Source organism: Marinobacter sp. UBA2688 (genome assembly GCF_002352785.1).
Taxonomy (GTDB): Bacteria; Pseudomonadota; Gammaproteobacteria; order Pseudomonadales; family Oleiphilaceae; genus Marinobacter; species Marinobacter salarius.
In genome coordinates this window covers 112,715-132,513 of record NZ_DELU01000026.1, presented here as the reverse complement: position 1 = coordinate 132,513, position 19,799 = coordinate 112,715, and the positions used below count along the sequence as shown (strand labels likewise).

18 protein-coding genes, 1 tRNA gene and 1 pseudogene are annotated in these 19,799 nt (G+C 55.8%); 9 read left to right on the top strand and 11 right to left on the bottom strand.

Annotation, left to right across the window (positions count from 1 at the left end):
* Nucleotides 1-1,604: 1,604 nt before the first annotated feature.
* Nucleotides 1,605-2,285 carry a LysE family translocator gene (locus B3M52_RS16030; protein WP_075194971.1) on the top strand — a complete coding sequence of 227 codons (681 nt, stop codon included), beginning with the start codon at nt 1,605-1,607 and terminating at the stop codon, nt 2,283-2,285.
* 134 nt (nt 2,286-2,419) lie between these two features.
* On the opposite strand, the gene B3M52_RS16025 is transcribed toward B3M52_RS16030, so the two are convergent.
* On the bottom strand, nt 2,420-2,902 hold the full coding sequence (locus tag B3M52_RS16025; RefSeq protein WP_075194972.1) for an Lrp/AsnC family transcriptional regulator: 483 nt from the start codon (nt 2,900-2,902) through the stop codon (nt 2,420-2,422).
* Between the two features lie 131 nt (nt 2,903-3,033).
* Here B3M52_RS16025 and B3M52_RS16020 point away from each other — a divergent pair, with 131 nt between their 5' ends.
* Both B3M52_RS16020 and B3M52_RS16015 read left to right on the top strand, forming a co-directional pair.
* On the top strand, nt 3,034-3,660 hold the full coding sequence (locus tag B3M52_RS16020; protein WP_075194973.1) for a LysE family translocator: 627 nt from the start codon (nt 3,034-3,036) through the stop codon (nt 3,658-3,660).
* A 300-nt stretch (nt 3,661-3,960) separates the two neighbouring features.
* Nucleotides 3,961-4,836: a DMT family transporter gene (locus tag B3M52_RS16015; RefSeq protein ID WP_075194974.1), complete on the top strand. Its 876-nt coding sequence runs from the start codon at nt 3,961-3,963 to the stop codon at nt 4,834-4,836.
* Between the two features lie 21 nt (nt 4,837-4,857).
* Here the strand turns inward: B3M52_RS16015 and B3M52_RS16010 are convergent.
* Both B3M52_RS16010 and B3M52_RS16005 read right to left on the bottom strand, forming a co-directional pair.
* Nucleotides 4,858-5,010 (bottom strand): annotated as a pseudogene (locus B3M52_RS16010) (transposase domain-containing protein); the annotation flags it as partial.
* A gap of 83 nt (nt 5,011-5,093) precedes the next feature.
* Complete coding sequence (locus tag B3M52_RS16005) at nt 5,094-6,047, bottom strand: GlxA family transcriptional regulator (RefSeq protein ID WP_075194975.1); 954 nt, start codon at nt 6,045-6,047, stop codon at nt 5,094-5,096.
* A gap of 145 nt (nt 6,048-6,192) precedes the next feature.
* On the opposite strand from B3M52_RS16005, the gene B3M52_RS16000 reads away from it, so the two are divergent.
* Entirely contained in the window at nt 6,193-7,071 is an 879-nt protein-coding gene (locus tag B3M52_RS16000; protein WP_075194976.1) for an MBL fold metallo-hydrolase, read from the top strand.
* A 43-nt stretch (nt 7,072-7,114) separates the two neighbouring features.
* A complete protein-coding gene (locus B3M52_RS15995; RefSeq protein ID WP_075194977.1) occupies nt 7,115-7,657 on the top strand; it encodes a cysteine hydrolase family protein in 543 nt (180 codons plus the stop codon).
* A 277-nt stretch (nt 7,658-7,934) separates the two neighbouring features.
* Here B3M52_RS15995 and B3M52_RS15990 read toward each other — a convergent pair whose 3' ends face one another.
* Both B3M52_RS15990 and B3M52_RS15985 read right to left on the bottom strand, forming a co-directional pair.
* A complete protein-coding gene (locus tag B3M52_RS15990; protein WP_075194978.1) occupies nt 7,935-8,246 on the bottom strand; it encodes an AzlD family protein in 312 nt (103 codons plus the stop codon).
* The gene (locus B3M52_RS15985) at nt 8,236-8,949 is read right to left on the bottom strand and encodes an AzlC family ABC transporter permease (RefSeq protein WP_075194979.1); all 714 of its coding nucleotides are present in this window, start codon (nt 8,947-8,949) and stop codon (nt 8,236-8,238) included. Before B3M52_RS15985 ends, B3M52_RS15990 begins: the two co-directional genes overlap by 11 nt.
* Before the next feature lie 115 nt (nt 8,950-9,064).
* On the opposite strand from B3M52_RS15985, the gene B3M52_RS15980 reads away from it, so the two are divergent.
* A complete protein-coding gene (locus B3M52_RS15980; RefSeq protein WP_075195034.1) occupies nt 9,065-9,931 on the top strand; it encodes a LysR family transcriptional regulator in 867 nt (288 codons plus the stop codon).
* 395 nt (nt 9,932-10,326) lie between these two features.
* Here B3M52_RS15980 and B3M52_RS15975 read toward each other — a convergent pair.
* The 6 genes from B3M52_RS15975 to B3M52_RS15950 form a co-directional block, all read right to left on the bottom strand.
* A tRNA-Arg gene (locus B3M52_RS15975) sits at nt 10,327-10,403 on the bottom strand.
* A gap of 101 nt (nt 10,404-10,504) precedes the next feature.
* Nucleotides 10,505-12,349, bottom strand: coding sequence for a protein kinase domain-containing protein (locus tag B3M52_RS15970; protein ID WP_075194980.1), 1,845 nt, complete (start codon nt 12,347-12,349; stop codon nt 10,505-10,507).
* Nucleotides 12,350-12,358: 9 nt separating this feature from the next.
* A complete protein-coding gene (locus B3M52_RS15965) occupies nt 12,359-13,969 on the bottom strand; it encodes a dihydrolipoyllysine-residue acetyltransferase (protein ID WP_075194981.1) in 1,611 nt (536 codons plus the stop codon).
* Between the two features lie 26 nt (nt 13,970-13,995).
* Entirely contained in the window at nt 13,996-14,973 is a 978-nt protein-coding gene (locus B3M52_RS15960; protein ID WP_036202919.1) for an alpha-ketoacid dehydrogenase subunit beta, read from the bottom strand.
* Between the two features lies 1 nt (nt 14,974).
* On the bottom strand, nt 14,975-16,159 hold the full coding sequence (locus tag B3M52_RS15955; protein WP_036202922.1) for a thiamine pyrophosphate-dependent dehydrogenase E1 component subunit alpha: 1,185 nt from the start codon (nt 16,157-16,159) through the stop codon (nt 14,975-14,977).
* 172 nt (nt 16,160-16,331) lie between these two features.
* Nucleotides 16,332-16,874: a YaeQ family protein gene (locus tag B3M52_RS15950; protein ID WP_075194982.1), complete on the bottom strand. Its 543-nt coding sequence runs from the start codon at nt 16,872-16,874 to the stop codon at nt 16,332-16,334.
* Between the two features lie 75 nt (nt 16,875-16,949).
* Between B3M52_RS15950 and B3M52_RS15945 the strand changes: the two genes are divergently transcribed.
* The 3 genes from B3M52_RS15945 (at nt 16,950) to B3M52_RS15935 (ending at nt 19,750) form a co-directional block, all read left to right on the top strand.
* Nucleotides 16,950-17,315 carry a CidA/LrgA family protein gene (locus B3M52_RS15945; RefSeq protein WP_075194983.1) on the top strand — a complete coding sequence of 122 codons (366 nt, stop codon included), beginning with the start codon at nt 16,950-16,952 and terminating at the stop codon, nt 17,313-17,315.
* Entirely contained in the window at nt 17,308-18,033 is a 726-nt protein-coding gene (locus tag B3M52_RS15940) for an LrgB family protein (protein WP_075194984.1), read from the top strand. The genes B3M52_RS15945 and B3M52_RS15940 overlap by 8 nt, the downstream gene beginning before the upstream one ends.
* Nucleotides 18,034-18,187: 154 nt before the next feature.
* Nucleotides 18,188-19,750, top strand: a complete 1,563-nt coding sequence (locus B3M52_RS15935; RefSeq protein ID WP_075194985.1) for an ABC transporter substrate-binding protein — start codon at nt 18,188-18,190, stop codon at nt 19,748-19,750.
* Nucleotides 19,751-19,799: the final 49 nt, after the last annotated feature.

Sequence of the window (19,799 nt, the reverse complement as noted above, 5' to 3'; positions counted from 1 at the left end):
TAGTTACTACTATGCTTTCAGGCGATGTACCTAATAGCGCTAGTCCAACGGAGGAGATCGTTTATGTTATTTTGCAGTAACTTTAATGGTTGCGAGCACAGAGCGTGCCGTGCTCGCTTACTAATGGAAGGTGGTCAAGAGATACTTTCGTGAAAACATGGCTGCTCTCAATGTGTCCTGAATCCCAACCATAGCAACAATTAAAATAAAGGCAAGAGTGGAGCTTACAATAACTGGCAAGACGACGAGCGGATGGACTTCTCGCTTCTGTGAGGCCGCTAGCGTTTGCCAACTTTAGACGGAGAGCTGGATGCGCTGGAAGGAGGACGTCCGGTCAGGAGAGGAGAGACAAGGCAATAGTTTTACTACGCCCTGTTTCTTACTCTGCACCGCGCCTAGCGAGGCTGTCTCTGGAGGTCATGGTTGATCTGTTCTCGCGTCGTATTGTGGTGTGGTTCATGAAAACCACTCTAGATCGTTGCCTGGCATTGCGGTTGCAATGCTGATGGCGGTCTGGCGTTGAAGATCGAAGGAAAAAGTAATGGTTCAATCGGATAAGGAAGCAAGCATGCCGGCCGTGAGTTTCGCTAGAGGCTCTGTCCCTATCGAACAACACATCGCATTAGCCGATGTTGCAACTATCGGGAGAGCACATTGATGGAGAGGCATTCCGGTGTCTGAACTCTGAGTAACTAGTGAAACTTGCCTGAGACCAAAAGAAGAAGTTGATGGCTATCTGATGCACTACTGCACCGGGGTAAGTCCATTACGCCGAATCCGATGTCCACCACATTTCGCGCGAAACACTGCGGAACGAGGGGATCTCTGTGGCGGATGCTGTCGCCCGCCTGGACATGAGCCTCGCCGGGGCTGAGGTTTACTCTGACTATGTGCCTGCGGACCGTCCATGGATCGCCAAACTATACGGCTATCAAGGCAGGGAGCCATCTTTTCGGTTCCGTTCTTTTTATAGCCTGCTGCCCCCGGATAAGGTACGCCTCGTACATAAGGAAATACGATTCGACTCAAACTGAACACCGCGCTTTCGCTGATGTCAGGAAGATCATCTGCACGCTGAACTATATTTCGCCAGATTAATGGCATGGTAATCGCGATCAAGGCATCCTCTATGGACACCTCCTGATGCACATTGGACCTACGCCAGTCCACAAAATCGTTTTTGGCTGTCTTGTACTGAGAGTTGGACTTACCCCGGTGCAGTAGACACTCCTAGCCTATGATAAATGGGGCGTGTCCATTTTATTGGGGGAAGTCCACAAGGAATCCCCATTCCTAGGCAAGGCCACCATGACCTACAGCATGGGGCTCCCAGAGCCAGAGAATAACTTCGGCGTTGATCTATCAGTCTTCTGGGGGGATTAAGGTATTGATGGAGCAGAAAGGATCGTCAACCGCTTAATCCGGATACCCCAAAAACTCATGAACTAAAAGGCACAGTGCGTGACGTTTAACTTATGCGCGGTGTCTTTATTCATAAGCTCAAGCCTGATGCCTCGGGCCAGAATGTATAAGAAATATTTTCAATAAGTCGCTGAGAATATGGTATTAATGCCCGCAACACGCATATCGAAGGTAATATTTACATGCAAGATATTGGGGTATCCGTCAGTGGGCTGCTGGGGCTAATTATTACCAGCTCGATACTCATTGCTGTACCTGGCCCAAGCATCATGCTTTTTGTTGGGCAAGTTATTATGAAGGGCAGAAGTCATGCGTTGCGTGGCGTGATCGGCAATGCAATTGGCATGTTAAGCATTGCGATACTTCTTTCTTTTGGGCTTGGCCCTCTTATACTGAAATCCGATTTTGCTTTGCCTGCTATTAGAATGCTGGGTGCGGTCGCCTTGCTGCTTATCGGCATAGGGTATCTTGTAGCCTCAAAAGCGGCGAGTCCGGCTGCAACTGACCAGCCAGCAAAGAGAAAGTCACCGCTCACTGCGGGAGTGATAGTGGGTATAACCAACCCCAAGGCATTGATCATGTTCGGAACCATAGTTCCAAGCTTCCTCAGCGGCAATCTTGCGAGCCCCACGAACGTCCTAATCATGTACTCGATGATACCTATCCTATTGGGTATTGCGATCGATAGCGTGTGGGTTGTAGTTGCTCACAGCTTAAGCTCCCGCCTTTTTTCCAACGCAGACAGTGTCAGAATAGTAAACCGTATCGGAGGAGGCTTAATTATTCTGATGGCCCTTATTTTGGCACGCGAAGCTGTTTCTGGGTTTTTGTCAATCAACAGGTGGCCGGCACCGTGGGCGTGACCGAACTGGGGGAAGCTTTCGCTATTTGTTGAAAAACTGAGTGTGCCGTGGCACAGAACCGGGCTGCTGTTGTTCCCTCCGGTAATGATCACGGCTATTCCGTATCTGAAGATAATCGATTTCTGGTGACCGATTTACCCCGGCAAATGAATCAGCGGAAGTGGCGATTGGGGTTTGACGGTCTGGATCGCAAAGTTGCTTCGAATGTCCCGAACTCCAGGTAACTTGAGCAGCGTATTGGTCAAAAACTCCTTGTAGGCGCGAAGATCGGGTACCACAACCTGCAACAGGAAATCCGACTCCCCGGACACTAGGTGAGCCATCACCACTTCCGGCATAACACTCACCGCCTCGCAAAAAGCCTCGGCTTCCTTTTCTTGATGACGCTCCACTTTGATGTCAACGAATACGGTTAGCCCCAAACCCACTTTTTCCTGATCCAGGATTGCGCTGTAGCCCTTGATCACCCCGGATTCTTCAAGCAGCCGCACCCTCCGTGAGCAAGGCGACGGGGACAGGTCTATTCCCTCGGCCAGATCCGTGTTGGGCGCGCGGCCATCCGTCTGCAGTGCCTCCAGAAGCTTTCGATCAAATCGGTCTAACTTATGGATTGGCATAAGAATCTCCATATAAGAATAAAGTTAGCGAATAGCACCAATTTTATATTCCTTTGTGGCTGACAACGCAACCATACGCTAAACAACGGGCGGTATAATCAAGGCCTTAATACCGACAAGAGACATGACCCGTGGCTGACCTTCTACTGTTCCTGACTGCGCTCGTTGCGATTTACCTTACGCCAGGACCGGACATGTTCCTCGTGCTCGGCACCTCCGTGAGCAGTGGCCCCAGAAACGCCATGGCCGTCGCTGTGGGCCTTGCCATTGCCCGGGGCTGCCATGTCCTGCTGGCGGCGGTAGGGCTTGCGACACTGTTTGCGACTCATCCCTGGACCTACCACACGGTACGATTACTGGGCGCGGCTTATCTGTTCTACCTGGGTTGGCAATTCTTCCGGACAGGTCATTCTCTCCCTGATCAACCCCAGTCAGCGGCAGGTACTCTGCCACCAGCGGGATATCTGGCTGATTTCCATAGAGGGCTGGCAACCAACCTGCTCAACCCCAAATCCCTGATCTTCTGCTCTGTACTGCTCCCGCAGTTCATCCACCCGGAACTCTCAGGTATTGCCGGACAGTTCGCCATACTGGCACTGATTCTGGTGCTGACCGGACTGGTCTTTGATTTTGTCTACGCAGTTCTGGGGCGGGCACTCTGGGCAGTTACCAGCGGCAATGCCCGATACCGCAGGACCCAGAACAACATCTTTGGCTGTCTGCTGACAGGCATCGGGCTGAAGGTTGCGTTGGGTTGATTCAGCGAAAGCGTCCGGCTATCACACCCAGTGAGGCAGACACTCACCTGGGCGCGATTGTGGTCGCGGACAACATGATTCGCGCTGCCCAATATATACATATGAGTTGGACCGACGCTCTCCCAGGTTACCCTTCCCGTAATTGACAGCACCGGCACGGGGAATTGTATACTTGCGCAAGCTTAAGGCATCTGTACTGGTTCGCTCTAACGTTAGAGAAGAAATTGGGAGCGACACCGGGCCTTTTTGCGGCCTCCGCATACTCTAACCATTTTGTAATTCCAACAAATGGTTAGAAACATGCAAAAACCTCACGTATTCCTCCTGTTACTCATACTTGGAACGGCCTTCTGGGGAGTGTCGTTCTCTTTCGTCAAAGTCGGTGTGGCAGACGGCTCACCTTATGTCTTCCTAGCCTATAAATTTGCCCTGGCAGCAATAGTCCTCTCAGTACTGTTCGCGAAAAGATTCAACCGCCTGAACCGGAAAACCATTGCCGCCGGCGCGTTGATTGGACTTCCGTTGCTCTTAGGGAACGTGTTTCAGACTATTGGGCTACAACACACCAGTGTCACCAACACCGCATTTATCACCGGCCTGGATGTTCTTCTGATTCCGCTATTCAAGTGGGGCTTATTCCGAAAGCCAGTGCAAAACCGCATATGGATTTCCTGCTCACTTGCACTTTTCGGGCTTTACTTGATAGTCGCGCAATACGGTTTACACCTGAATGTTGGCGATCTATGGACGATGGCCTGTGCAGTGTTCTTTGCTTGCTATGTTATGGCTGTAGGGTATTTCTCACATCGATGTGACGCAATGCTGACAGTGACAATTGCGATGACGGTATGCAGTCTCGGCAGTGGTCTCGCGGCACTGTTCGATAAGCAAGCAGTATGGATGCCTTCAGATACGCACTTTTGGGAGGGGATTTTGTTTGCGGGCCTGCTTGGTACCGCTTACATGTATGGTATACAAAGCTCCGCTCAAAGGTATCTTGAGGAAGAGAAAGTAGCATTAACCTATCTTTGCGAGCCTATTTTCGCAGCCATCGCCGGCATGATCATGCTCGGGGAGCCTCTCAGTCTTCGGACCATGGCTGGTGGGGGGTTAATCTTGATCGCGCTAGTAGTAGCAGAACTTGATTTCAAGCGCCGGCAACCGCGAGATGCTTAACTGATCAGGCATCACTTCGTATTAGTGCGAGCTTGTTTTCCATTGGTGGGGCAATAGCTCTTCGATGTTGTTCTTCTTCTGGGTAGGCAGGCGGTTCAACACATCTTTCGAATAGGTATAGGGATCATGCCCCTTGAGTTTGGCAGACTGGATTAACGTCATCACCGCAGCGGCGTGCGTTTGGGTTGCTTTTTTGTAGCCCATTTCTGTGAATGAACATTCTATAGGTCCAGCGGCATTCCCGAACACTCGGAATGTCAGGCATTCTCACCAAACGTTTTGCGCCAAACCCGAGGACTTACATGGTGACGCTGCTTGAAGTGTTGCCGGAAGGACGTTGCGGTATGGAAGCCGATTCTTTCCGCGATGGCTTCCACCGAAAGTGATGTGCTTTCCAGCAGCTCACGTCCTTGCCGCAGCCGCTCACCGACCAACCACTCCATCACCGTCATGCCGGTTGCCTTCTGAAAATGGCGCGTGAAAGTGCGCCGGCTCATGGCGGTGCGGGCAGCCAACTCATCGATGCTGTGGGTGTCGGCCAGATGTTCCCGCAAGTAATCCAGTAGCCGGTTGATGTGGGCATCCTGGGTGGAGATTGCGACTGGCTGTTCGATGAACTGGGCCTGGCCGCCTTCCCGGTGCGGAGGGACCACCATAAGGCGGGCAATAGTATTGGCGATCCTGGCACCGTAGTACTCCCGCACCAGAAACAGGCAGCAATCGAGCCCAGCGGCGGTTCCTGCGGACGTAACCAGCCGGTCGTCTTCCACATAGAGGGCGTTGGTATCCAGATTTACTTTCGGAAATCGCTTGAGAAAATCCTGCTCAGCCAACCAGTGGGTTGAGGCCCGTTTGTTATCCAGCAAACCCGCATAGGCCAGCGCATAGGTGCCGTAGCAAAGGCCCACCACATGAGCGCCGCGCTCATGGCAGCGGAAAAGGGCTTCAGACAACTCAGGGGGTGGTGGTTCGTTCAGATCATGCCAGCCGGGTACCAACGCAATATCAACCGCATCCAATAGTTCCAGCCCCCCATCCGGCTGCACGGTCATGGCCCGCTCGGATGCCAGGGGCTTTCCGTCCGGGGTGATAATCAGCAACTCGAACAACGGGCCTTCGGGCAGGGCAATGCTGAACACCATGTAGGGCACGGAGAAATGGAAGGGGCTGAATTGCGGGTGAAGGATAAGGCCGACTCTGGGTAGTGCCACGATGTCACTCCTGAGGTTCATTTAACCCGATGATAACTGATTGGCCCAATTCTTTCGATCACTGTCTTTCAGGTCAATATTGCTGGTGATCAGATCTCCGTAGACTTTATTCCATCAACGAACACCCTGTTGGAGGATGAATACCATGTTGATTAAAACCTTTGCTGGCGCTCTGGTGCTGGCTTCGACTGTTTTCGCTGGCGCTGCTTTCGCCGAATCTGGCACTCAGGCATCCAGCCACCAGATACAGCAAATCCGTAATGCCACCATAAAGGTTACCTACGGAGAGACCACCTTTTTGATCGACCCCATGCTGGCGGAGCAGGGCGCTTATCCGGGCTTCCCGAATACGTACCGTAGTGAGCTGCGGAACCCTCTGGTTGGCTTGCCCATGGCGGCAGAGGACGTGATCGAGGGTACCGATGCGGTGATTGTGACCCACACCCACCTGGACCATTGGGACGATGCCGCCCAGAAGCTGTTGCCGAAAGAGCTTCCGCTGTTTGTGCAAAATGCGGCGGATGCCGAGATGATCCGTTCACAAGGCTTTCAGGATGTACGCATCCTCGATGACCAAGTGGAGTTTGGCGGCGTGACACTCCACAAAACCGGCGGGCAGCACGGCTCCGATACCCTCTATGCCGTTCCTGAACTGGCCAAGGCGCTCGGTGAAATAATGGGTGTGGTTTTTGAAGCCGAGGGGCGGGAAACTACGTACGTGGTCGGCGATACCGTGTGGCGTGATGAGGTGGTGCAGTCGCTGGAGCGCTTCCAGCCGGATGTTGTGGTACTGAATGCCGGCGCTGCGGAGTTTACCGGCTTTGAGGGCGACCCGATCATCATGGGCAAAGAAGATACCCTTCGCGTTCACCGCGCTTTGCCAGATGCGGACATTGTCGCCGTGCACATGGATGCGGTGAACCATATGACCCTGAGCCGCGAGGAACTGGCAGAGTTCGTTCAGAACGAGGGAGTTGATGAGCAGGTTTTGATCCCGGCGGATGGTGAGAGTCTTTCTTTCTGACCAGAACACACCTGAAATAAATGACCAAATGAGGAACCGTCTAATGAGTAAACGAGCCGTTATTGTCGTCGATATCCAGAATGAGTATTTTGCCTCCGGCAAACTGCCACTGGTGAATATTGAACAGGCAGCCGCCAAGGCGGCACAAGTGATCGACGCAGCGCGTCAGAACAAAGACCTGTTGGTGCATGTTCACCACGAGTTTCCGGATCCGAATGCGCCTGTATTCACGCCAGGCTCAGACGGCGTCAACATCCACGAATCCGTGGCACCGGAAGGCGATGAGCCGGTTATTCTCAAGAACTATCCCAACTCATTCCTGAAAACCAGCCTGAAAGAGTTGTTGGATTCCAACGACATTGAGGAAGTGGTGGTAATAGGTGCCATGAGCCATATGTGCATCGAGGCTACCAGCCGCGCCGCTTCAGACTTCGGTTACAAGGTCACTGTGCTAGAAGACGCCTGCGCCACGATGGATCTTGAGTTCAACGGTATGACCGTGCCTGCGGCACAGGTTCATGCCACGGCTATGGCGGCGCTTGAGTTTGCCTATGCGAGTGTCCAATCTACAGCGGATTACCTGTAAGAGCCATTATCCACTGGCCGAATGGCTTGGCGCAGTGGGAAGGCGGAATGTCGTGGAGCCTGAGTTGACTGGAAATCCAAAGACCGAACGGGGTAGAGCTCGGTAAGCGTCCGAGGATCTCATCTTGAGTCAGACACTGCGGGCGTCAGGATAGTGTCCACTTATTTTCTAGTGGACACTTAACATGAACAACCAAGCGTACCGGAGACTTTAAAAATACCACTCATGCGGAAGTTGAACGGGAATGATCCGTATGCCTATCTGAAGGATGTGCCGGCTACCAGAACGCTCTAGATAATCCAGCCGCCAGAATACCTGAAGCAATCGCCAGTAATGGTCTTTTAATCAGTAACATCACAACGGCTGTGCTCACTAACGCCAGACGAGCTCCATGGTCCCCTTCGACTGCCATGGGGGCAATAATAGCCACTAACACGGAGCCAGACATGGCATGGATGAACTGTTTGACTCGAAAGCTGATCGGCACAAAAGACATCACGTAAACACCGCCCCAGCGGGTGGCCAACGTAACCAATGCCATCGTTAGCACAATAACTAGTACACCAATGCTGCTGGTTTCAATGTTCATCACGATCCTCCCATACCAACCCGGCAAGACCACCGGCCAGTGCGCCAGTAATGACGTGGCTGTTTTCCGGCAGATACCAGTGAGCGAGTAGAGAGGACGTAGTTGCAACGACCCAGATGGCAAGCATTCGCAGATTCTTGTCACCGCCAACAACCATGGCTAGCAGGAAGCAGCCCATCACCATATCCAGACCCAGACTTTTCGGATCTGTGACCACATTGCCAAAGTAAATGCCGAGCCAAGTGCCGAAAACCCAGAATGACCAGAGTGCGAGGCCACCGCCAAATAACAAGCCCAACCCCGGCTCTTTACGACTGAACGCTTGCATGGCAGTGGCCCAGTTGGCATCCGAAGCAACCATCATTATGCCGTAACGCTTTGTCGGCGTGAGTTGGCTGAGCCAGGGGTAAAGAGTGGCTCCCATCAGAAGATGTCGAGCGTTAATGGCGAATACCGTAATCATCATGGTGAAAAACGGCACCTGTGAGCCCCAAAGGTCGAGGGCCGCAAACTGCGCAGCACCCGCGAACACGAGGGTGCTCATGAGCACAACCATGCCATCACCTAGCCCGGCCTGATTTGCTGCGAGCCCAAATGCTGCCCCGAATGCAACGACGAACAAAGAGATGGGCACCAATTGCTTGAAGCCTGACCATACCAGTGGTTTGTCGAGCCGGTGTAATTCAGTGTTAGTAATGTCCAATTTTCACTCCGCATTAATCTCACAAGCCTGGCAACTATGGATTTAGACGATGCTTTAGAAAAGCGCATATATCGACTAGGATCTATTTGATATTCGAATGTTTCCGGAGGTGTTGGTGAATTACCACGATCTTCAGGTTGGCTGGCTTAAGTGCTTCGTAGCGGTGGTGGATGCTGGCTCTTTGTCTGCGGCAGCACCGGAGGTTCATCGCTCCCAGTCGGCTGTCAGTATGCAACTTAAGAAGCTGGAATCTGCATTGGGGTGTCGGTTAATGATGCGCGGGCCACGCCAGCATCAACTGACACCGGAAGGACAGAAACTGTTGGGCTATGCCCGGCGCATGCTGGACCTGCATTCTGAGACTCAGGCTGCGTTTCATGGAGAAGAGCTAAAGGGGCGCATTAGGCTTGGCGTACCAGACGACTATGCGGCGAAATACCTGACTCCCGTCCTGAAAAGATTTGCGCCACAACACGGTTCGGTAGAAATTGAGCTGGACTGTGAACAATCCACCTCGCTCATCCCCCGCGTTGAGTGTGGTGAACTGGATCTCGCATTGGTTTCTCGGGATCACCCCCGACATGGCACTCTATTATTTTATGAACCTATGGTGTGGGTAGGATCCGCGCAGTTTCAGGTCTGGCGCAAAGATCCACTGCCAATTGCTGTCTATGAAAGCACCAGCCTTGCCAAAAGGAGCGCCATCAACTCACTGGGCTTGCAAGGACGCCGCTATAAAGTGGTTTACAATAGTTCTAGTCTGGCGGGCCAGGTTGCGGCCGTGGAGAGTGGTCTTGCGGTCGCGGTGCTGACGCAATGTAGTGCACCTTCCCACCTGGAAGTCCTTGGTAGAGACCATGGCCTGGGCCCGCTGGAGCCAATGGAGGTGTCGGTCTTCCGTAGTCAGGCATCTCAGAATTCCGAGGCGGTAGACCGACTTCACGCACTATTGGTTAAAACACTCCGCATGGCAAGTCTCTAGTACATCGGGAGCTTGTCAGGATGTCATGGCCGGATGTTTACATTTACCGCTCAAAATACGACCCTCCTAATACGCACCGAAAGGAGATGCTGAGATAATAGTGGTTCGACATTTTGACCGGTGGAGGAGGCTAGTGGGCCGGAGTAAGTCCAAGTCAGCGGCGGATCTGAAAGCCGTGCAAAGGTCACGTTAATCGGTGGTGATGCATCGGCCTAAATTAACTGGGCACTGCCAAGGCACCGTTTGGGCACAGGCGCAATGATAGAGAAAAATTCCTGCTTTTAATCTTGCCGTGCAAAAGTCACCGATCGAATCAGAGGTTTTCGGATTGCTTAGGTGCGAGTGACACAGGTGAGGAGGTTTTCTTGAGGATAACTCATTGATTTGCCAATTAATGGCCCGCCCGTCAGGATTCGAACCTGAGACCTTCGCCTCCGGAGGGCGACGCTCTATCCAGCTGAGCTACGGGCGGATGAAATCTAACGCTTTGGCGTCAATTTCGAGTGCGCAATCTTACGTGTGATGGGGTGCTCTGTCCAGTCCTGTTGGTGGCGATCTGCTGTCCATTGGGCATCAACCAGGGATATTCTTTGCCCTGGGATTTTTGGGGTAGTAACGCTCCGGCAGCCGTTCGATATGAGGGAAGAAGCGGGTGTCCTTGTAGGGCATTTTCATAAAGCCGGAGACGCCCAGGCCAGTGATCTGGCCCACAGCGGAGAGTATCTCATCCAGCAGGCGGCTGAATTCACTTTCCCGGTCCGGGTCCAGCAGGCGGTAATGGCTGTGGATCTTGAGGTGTCGGGGCAGGGCCTCGAAAATGATCATGCCGGTGTGGTGGATGTCGTTGAGGGATTCCAGCGCGGTGATGATGGCTTGCGGCAGCACCAGGAATTCTTCCGGGTCGGGGCCGTCTTCGAAGTAGGAGTGCACCCGTGACTCGTCTTCCACTTCCGGCGCGGCGCTGACTTCGTATTTCAATTGCATGCCGGGCTCGGGCACGAAAGGCTGGTCGGGTTCGGCGCGGTCGATGTGCAGGGTGTTGCGGGCGTTGAACAGGCAACTCTTGAAAATCCCCTGGCGGTAGATGGCCTGGGCCAGGTACACCATGTTGTTGACGGCGCGGATAAACGCGGTTTTCAGTGTCGGGTCATGCAGGTTCAGGGACGTGTCGATATAAACGCCATCGGTTTCCCAGCGCACGGCGAGTCCTCCTTCGACGGGATACCGCCCCAGTCGGCTGACGGCGGCCAGGAAGGCTTTTTCGGTTTCTCCCATGCCTTGCATGAAATTTTTATAGTAGCGGTCCAGCTGCACATCGTTCACATCATTGAGGGTTTCCGGGGCGCCTTCCTGACGGAGGAAAGACTTCCGGGAGCTGTAAACGACCGTGTCGATTTCATGGTCGGAGGCGCGGGTCCATACCGGCACCATGGGGCCCAGCGGTGGTTCCGCGAGATCGATCATCACCGTGCGTGCCATTCGCGACATTTCGTTCAGGTAGTAGTCACCGGCTTTTCGCCGCGTCTGTGGGTCCGGAGACAGCATTCCGTCGAGCATGCGGGCGAACTCCATCGGCAGCCCGAGGGACGCGGCGGGAATGGCCTGGTGCCCGAACCGGCAAGATTGGCCGGATGCCAGCGCATACAATGTGCCCGCAGCGCCCTGTTCATCAAAACGAGGGGAAGACAGCCCACCGTTCAGTTGTTCCTCGCCGATAAAGTAGACATCCCCCAACCGGGCGTTGGTCTGTTGCAGGTTATCGGACATCAATTCCATCACGTTGGTGGTGAGGAACTGCTGGTTAGCGTCCAGCTGGGCGAACACCGACGAGCCCCAGTCGATCAGGGCAATGTTCTCGGTGCTGGCGTCAAACACCAGGTTCGAGGGTTTGATGTCACCGTGCACGATGGGGCGCCCCGAGGGGCCATTCTCGCGGCGCAGGTTGCGCAGGATATCCGCAATCTGGTCGGCAATCCGCATGACCAGTCTGGGCTTCAGTCGGCCCTCCCGCAGGGACACCTCTTCCAGGTTCAGGCCTGCCGCGCGTTCCATCACCAGGATGGGTTGGTTGTGGGCCCGTTGATAGGCAACCAGGCGAGGCACCCTCGGATGCCGGACCTGCTCGAGGATATAGGCTTCATCCTCCAGTCGGTCCTGCAGGTGTTGGGGAAGGTTGATGCGGGTGAATTTGAAGACGTGTTCGGGGCCGGAGCTGTCCTGGTGTGGCAGGCGGCCGGCGAATACGAAGCCGTAGGCGCCTTTGCCGATCAGTTCGATGTCCTGGTAACCCAGTTGGCGGAGCTGGGCGGCGCAGAGCGCCACCCAGTCCTTGAGCTTCTTGGCATCGTCATGGCTGAGCAGATAGATCGACTGCTCTTCTGGGATGTAGAACTGCTGCAGTTGCGTCTTCTGCGCCATGATGCTCCGTCAGCCTAGATGCAGCAGCATCGACTGCGGCGATTCCAGGTAGCCTTTCCAGCGATTGCAGAAGCGTGCAATGGTGCCGCCATCGATGATGCGATGGTCGCCTGCCCAGCTCACGGTCATGATGGCCCGCTCGACCACCTGGCCATTGCTGTCAAAGCGCGGCAGTTTCTGGGTACGGCCAAGGGCCACAATCGCCACTTCCGGTGGGTTGATGATCGGGGCGGCGTAGGTGCCACCCAAAGCGCCAATATTGGAAATGGTGATGGTGCCACCCTTGAGATCCTCCTGGCTGACACGGCCCGAGCGGGCAGCCTCGGTCAGGCGAGCTACCTCGTCGGCAATGCCCAGCAGAGTCAGGTCTTCCACACCCTTGATGTTGGGAACCATCAGCCCGGCTTTGCCGTCCACGGCCATGCCGATATTGCACTGCGGCTGGTAGTGGATCTCGGTGACGTCGTCGTTGAGGCGGCTGTTGAGTACCGGGTATTCCTGCACAGCCAGGGCCATGGCCTTCATGAAGAAGGGCATCAGAGTCAGCCTTGATCCGCTGGCTTCGGCTTCTGGTTTCAGCTGTTCCCGTAGTTTGAGCAGGTCGGTGACATCGATGTCCTCACTGTAGATGAAGTGGGGAATGGTGGTCGCCGAGGTAACCATGCTGCGGGCCATGGCGGCTTTCATGCCGCGGATGGGCTCAACGCGCACTTCCTGTTCCCGGGATGGCCGGCGGCGCTCACCGCCTGAGCTTGCCGGTTGCGATTCGCCGGAGCTGTCCTGTGCCGGTGAGGTTGTGGCGGGTTTGTCGAGATGAGCCAGTACATCGGCCTTCAGTACCCGGCCATCCTTGCCGGAACCTGTGATGTCCGCCAGGTCCAGGTCGTGTTCGCGAACAATGCGGCGTACAGCCGGGCTGGCCGGCGTCCGCGGTTGGTTGCGGGATACGACGGGTTGCGCGGTGGTTGGCGTTGGTTTCGATTCTGCGTCCGGGGCTGCGTGTGACGTTTTCTGGGCCTGAGCCGGCTCGTCACGCTCACGGGGAACGAACTCAAACAGCGGTGAATGCACCCGCGCCATTTCCTGCTGCTTATGGTAAAGCTTCGTGACACGGCCGGCCTTGGGGGCGGTGATCTCGACCATGGCCTTGTCGGTCATGACGTCCACCACCGGCTGGTCTTCTTCGATCTCGTCGCCCTCGGCCACGCGCCATTCCACCACTTCGCATTCGACGATGCCTTCGCCGATGTCGGGAAGGATGAAGTCCTCCGTCGGGTCGTCGCCATCGGCTTCGCCGGAGCTGGCTTGTGCCTGGGTTGCCGGTGTTTCACTGGCCGTTTTCGGGGCTTTGGGCTCAGGCGTTGAATCATCCTGGCTGTCGCCACCTTCCTCCACCAGTTCGAACAGCGGAGCGTGCACTTTCGCGATGTCCCCTTCCTTGTGATAGAGGCGCGTCACCTTGCCTTTATAGGGCGCCGGGATCTCCACCAGCGCCTTGTCGGTCATGACTTCGGCCACCGGCTGGTCTTCTTCGATGATGTCGCCTTCGCTGACCAGCCACTTGACCAGTTCGCACTCCACGATACCTTCGCCGATATCGGGCAGTATAAAATCACTCATGATTGCTCTCCTGTCCTGATATCAACCTAGAAATCCACGCTCGACCTGATGGCCTCGTAGACCTTCAGGTGATTGGGCAGGTGCTCTTTTTCCAGCACCAGTGGGAAGGGGGTGTCCATCCCGGTCACGCGAGCGATCGGGGATTCCAGGTACAGGAAGCAGCGCTCCTGTATGGTCGCCGCGATTTCACCGGCAAAACCACCGGTCAGTGGCGCTTCGTGGGTGACCACCAGGCGCCCGGTCTTGAGTACCGACTTGGCCACGGTTTCCACATCCCAGGGCAGGATGGTTCTCAGATCGATGACTTCACAGGAAATGCCTTCTTTCTCCGCCCGTTCGACGGCGTGCTCAATCACTTCCATCTGCGCACCCCAGCCCAATACGGTGATATCGGTGCCTTCCTTGATCACTTCGGCTTCGCCCAGCGGTAGCCGGTAGTCTTCGTCGGGCACTTCCCCGACGGAGGCGCGATAGAGACGCTTGGGTTCAAAGAACAGGGTTGGGTTGGGGTCGTGGATGGCGCCCAGTAGCAGACCTTTGGCCTGATGCGGGTTGCGGGGCACCACGATTTTCAGGCCCGGTGTGTGGGCAAAGTAGGCTTCCGGCGACTGTGAGTGGTAAAGCCCGCCGGCGATGCCGCCGCCGTAGGGCGCACGAATCGTTAGCCCGCCCACGTCGAACAGACTGCCCGAGCGATAACGGAACTTGGCCGACTCGTTCACGATCTGGTCGAAGGCCGGGAAAATGTAATCGGCAAACTGAATCTCGGCCACGGGCACGGAACCCTGTGCGGCCAGGCCGTTGGCAAAACCGACGATACCCTGCTCGACCAGCGGCGTATTGAAACAGCGGTCCTTGCCGTATTTCTGTTGCAGGTTGCTGGTGGCGCGGAATACACCACCGAAAATGCCCACGTCTTCACCGAAACACAGCACCCGCTCGTTGGCGGCCATGGCAGTGTCGAGGGCGTTGTTGATGGCCTGGAGCATATTCATCTGGGTCATCTCACGCACCTCCCTTTGCTTGTTCTGCGGTTTTCGGATATTCGTCCGGATGCCGGCGGATGTGCGCCTTGAGTTTGTCGAATTGCTCGGCCAGCCCCGGCGGTACCTCGTCGTAGACGTCGCTCACCAGGGTGTCGAGCGCGGGTGGCGGCCGCTTCTGTGCCCGTTTCATGGTTTCGAGCACTTCCCGGCGCATGTTTTCCTGCAGCTGTTTCTCATCGTCCTCACTCCACCACTTCTTGCGTTCGAGCCAGAGACGCATGCGCAGGATAGGGTCTTTCTCGCGCCATACCGCTTCCTCGTCCTTGCTGCGATAGCCGGAGGGGTCGTCCGAGGATGAGTGTGCCGCCAGGCGGTAGGTCATGGTTTCAATTAGCACCGGCCGGTTGTGCTCCACCGCCAGCTTGCGGGCTTCCTTGGTGGCCTCATGCACGGCGAGGATGTCGTTGCCGTCAACACGGATCACGTCCATCTTATAGCCGTAGGCCCTGGGTGCCACGCCGTCAGCGGCGAACTGCTCGGCGGCGGGGGTGGAAATGGCGTAGCCGTTGTTCCGGCACAGGAAAATAACCGGAACGCGGTGGACGGCGGCCATGTTCAGGGCAGCGTGGAAGTCTCCTTCCGAAGCGGCGCCTTCGCCAAAGTAGGTGATGGTGCAGTGGCCTTCGCCCGCCAGTTTCTGACCGTAGGCGTAGCCCGTGGCCTGAGGGATTTGCGTGGCCAGTGGCGAGGAAATGGTCATGTAGTTCAGCTTGCGGGAACCGTAATGAACTGGCATCTGGCGACCTTTGCCATAGTCCAGTTCGTTGCCGAACAGCTGGTTCATGAACTCATCAATAGAAAAACCGCGATAGGTCAGAGAGCCCTGTTCACGGTACTGAGCCATGATCATGTCGGCGTCATCCAGTGCGGCGGTACTGCCAATAACCGCGGCTTCCTCGCCGGTGCACTGCATGTAAAAGCTCAGGCGCCCCTGCCGTTGGGCCGCGAGCATGCGTTCGTCGAGAATCCGGGTGGTGACCATCGCCCGGTAGATGCGCAGGGCTTTGTCTTTGTCGAGCTCAGGAGCCTTGGCGCCTTTGTAGAGCGAGCCGTCCTGCTTGAGTAACTTGAAGGTGGGAATTCGGAACTCCGCACCGTCGGTAAAAACCGGGTTATAAACAACTTTGGATTTTGTTGTTGTCATAATCCTCTTCCTGGGGTAGTGGCCTGAGGAACAAAACACCCCTTGTGAGGGTGTCGATGCTTGCTTTGAGTATAGCCAAACTGACGGAACCTGGTGCGGCCCGGGTCAATATCGGCTAAAGTTTACCTTAACGTAAACTGGATCGTTCTGGTAGACCCCGGCGGGGGATTTTTTACTCAGGGTAGAGCGGCAGGGGTGTCACACTGACGAGCGAGTCGTCATTGCCAATATTGACGGTGCCGTCCTGGACGGTGCATTGCAGGTTCATGCCGCGCTCAGCCAGGGCAGCCAGAGACTCGGTGTCGTCTGTCGGCAGGTCGACGATGGTGAGGTTGTCGAAGCGAGTCAGTTTGCCCTGGTGTTTCTCCCACCACAGTGGCACGGCGCGGCCACCGTAGGTGTACAGGATAACCTGATCCGCCCGGTTGCAGGCCTTGCGCAGACGGCTCTCGTCGGGCAGGCCGAGTTCGATCCACAGTTCGATCTCGTCGCTCAGGCTTTTTTGCCACAGATCCGGCTCGTCGTCCGTGCTGATCCCTTTGGTGAATTCCAGGCTCTCGCTGGCGTTCAGTATGAAAGCCAGCAGGCGTATCATCATGCGCTCGTCGGTCTCTGACGGGTGGCGGGCGATGGTGAGGTGGTGGTCACCGTAATAGTGCCGGTCCATATCCGCGATGTTCAGTGTTGCTTTAAAGATGGTTGCCTTGAGCGCCATGGGGTATCCGAACTGGTGTCAAACTTTGGGTATGGGCTAGTGTAGAGCAATTCGTTACTTGATGAGCATGACAATATGTCGATGTTGCGGGGTTTCCTGACTCTGGTTTTATGTTTCATGCTTGGCGAAGCCTTGCGACTGGTTTTCCTGATTCCGGTCAGCGGCGGTGTGCTGGGCATGATTCTGATGACAATCACGCTGATGCTTAAGGGCAGTGTCAGTGATGACCTGGCCACGGCGAGCCAGGGACTGATTTCGGTGCTGGTGCTGCTGATCATGCCGGGCGTGGTGGGTGTGTTCTTCTCTGCTGATCAGTTCAGCGGCCAGTGGCTGGCGGTGGCGGGGGCGCTCTTGGTGGGCACCTTTTTGAGTGTGCTGACCACGCTGCTGCTGATGGCGTCTCTGGTCAAGGCAGGGCAGCGGAGAGCGTCGGATGACTGATCTCCTGGAGCGTTTTCTCGCACTTCCCAATACCCTGTCTGCGAGCCCGATACTGGCGATTGGGTTAACCCTGGGCGCGTTCTTCGCGGGCAACTGGCTTTTCAGGAGGATGGGGCGACCGCTTTGGTTGCCACCGGTGGTGCTTTCGGCCTTCCTGTTGTCGGCCACCATCGCGCTACTGTCACTGGATTACACCCGTTATCAGCAGGGAGCCCAGTGGCTGATGCTGTTGCTCGGGCCAGCCACCGTCGCGCTCGGTATACCGTTGTACCAGCAGATGCACCACGTGCGGGCGTTGTGGTGTCCGATTCTGTGCACCCTGCCAATAGCGGCCACCCTGGCGGCCGTATATGCGGTCGTGATCGCCTGGGCTCTCGGGGCGACACCTCTGGTGCTGGCGTCCCTGGCGCCGAAGTCGGTGACCGCGCCCATTGCCATTGGTATTACCGAACAACTGGGCGGTTCGGTGCCGCTGATGATGGGCGGGCTTCTGGTGACCGGTGTTGTCGCAACGCTCTTTGTCGACCTGCTTTCCAGGGCGCTGTCGATCACCGACGACCGCATTCTGGGTTTTGTGCTCGGGCTGAACGGCCATGCGGTGGGAACGGCGCGAGCGTTCGAGATCAGTCGCACAGCCGGTGCCTTTGCCTCCCTGGGAATGGGGCTTACAGGGGTGTTCACCGCACTGATTCTGCCGCTGGCGTTTCGCCTTTGGTAAGCGCCCCAAACAGGGTCATTCACTTCACGAATAACGCCAAGTCGCAATTTCGATTGCTGTTCGGGTTTTCCACGACTAGTTTTTAGCGCAGACATCTGGCGTGAAGTTGCGCCGATGTGCCGCAAAAATTCTTAAAACAGCGACGGAAAACGCGATGAAAACACTACTGACTGCTTTTGTTGGTTCCATGGCCCTGGCAACAGCCCCGATGGCGATGTCTGCCGAGGCGAACAAGGAACTGAAAATGGCGTACGACGCCGACCCTGTAAGCCTGGACATTCACGAACAGCTCTCCGGCGGCATGTTGCAGTTAAGCCACATGACCTTTGATCCCCTGATCCGCTGGACCAAGGATCTCGGCTTCGAGCCGCGTCTGGCGAAAAGCTGGGAGCGTATTGACGAGAACACCATGCGCTTCGAGTTGCGTGAAGGTGTGAATTTTCATTCTGGCAACGAGCTGACCGCCAAAGACGTCAAGTTCACCTTTAATCGCCTGAAGCAGAGCCAGGACTACAAAGCCATCTTCAAACCGTTCAGCGAACTCAAGGTGATTGATGACTACACCTTTGAGCTGGTGACCAACGAGCCATACCCGCTGCTGCTGAACACCGCGACTTACATCTTCCCGCTGGACAGCGAGTTTTACACCGGTAAGACCGAAAGCGGGAAAGACAAGAGCGCCATCACCAAGCACGGCAATTCTTTTGCTTCCGAGAACCTGTCCGGCACAGGCCCTTATGTCATTACCGGTCGTCAGCAGGGCGTGCGTGTCGAGTTTGAGCGCTTCGACGATTACTGGGACACCGAGTCACCGGGTAACGTCGGCAAGATCGTGCTGACTCCGATCAAGGAAAACAACACCCGTGTCTCCGCGCTGCTGTCTGGCGGTGTGGATTTCATTGCACCGGTGCCGCCGACCGATCTGGAGCGTATTCGCCGTGACAAGAACGCCGATCTGGTGACTATGAGCGGTACCCGCATCATCCTGTTCCACATGAACCAGGACCGGGTTGAAGCGTTCAAGAACCCGAAAGTGCGCGAGGCCATTGCCTATGCCATCAACCAGGAAGGCATTGCCGCCAAGATCATGAAGGGCTTCGCTACCCCGGCCGCTCAGATGTCGCCGGAAGGTTACCAGGGCCACAACGAATCCCTGGCAACGCGGTTTGATGTCGAAAAAGCCCAGCAGTTGATGAAAGAAGCCGGTTATGAAGACGGTTTCACCATCTCCATGATGGCGCCCAATAACCGTTACGTGAATGACGACAAGATCGCCCAGGCGGTTGCCGCCATGCTGGCGCGTATCAACATCAAGGTGGATCTGAAAACGCTGCCGAAAGCCCAATACTGGCCGGAGTATGACGCCCGCGCCGCCGACATGATGATGATCGGCTGGCACGCAGACACCGAGGACTCCGCCAACTTCTACGAGTTCCTGACCTTCTGCCCGGATGCGGACAGCGGTTCGGGCCAGTACAACGCCGGTAACTACTGCAACCCGGAGATTGACGAACTGGTCAACAAGGCCAACGTCGAGACGGACCTGGACAAGCGCACCGCCATGCTGAAAGAGGTGGAGCAGCGCCTGTATGACGACGCAGCGTTCGTTCCCCTGCACTGGCAGGACCTGGCCTGGGCCAGCAAGAAGAACGTGAAGATCGAACCGATCCTCAACGTGATGAACTTCCCGTACCTGGGCGACCTGGTCGTGGAGTAACAGCCTTTATGGGCGGGCCGGCTTCGGATCAGCCTGGAGCCGGCCTTTT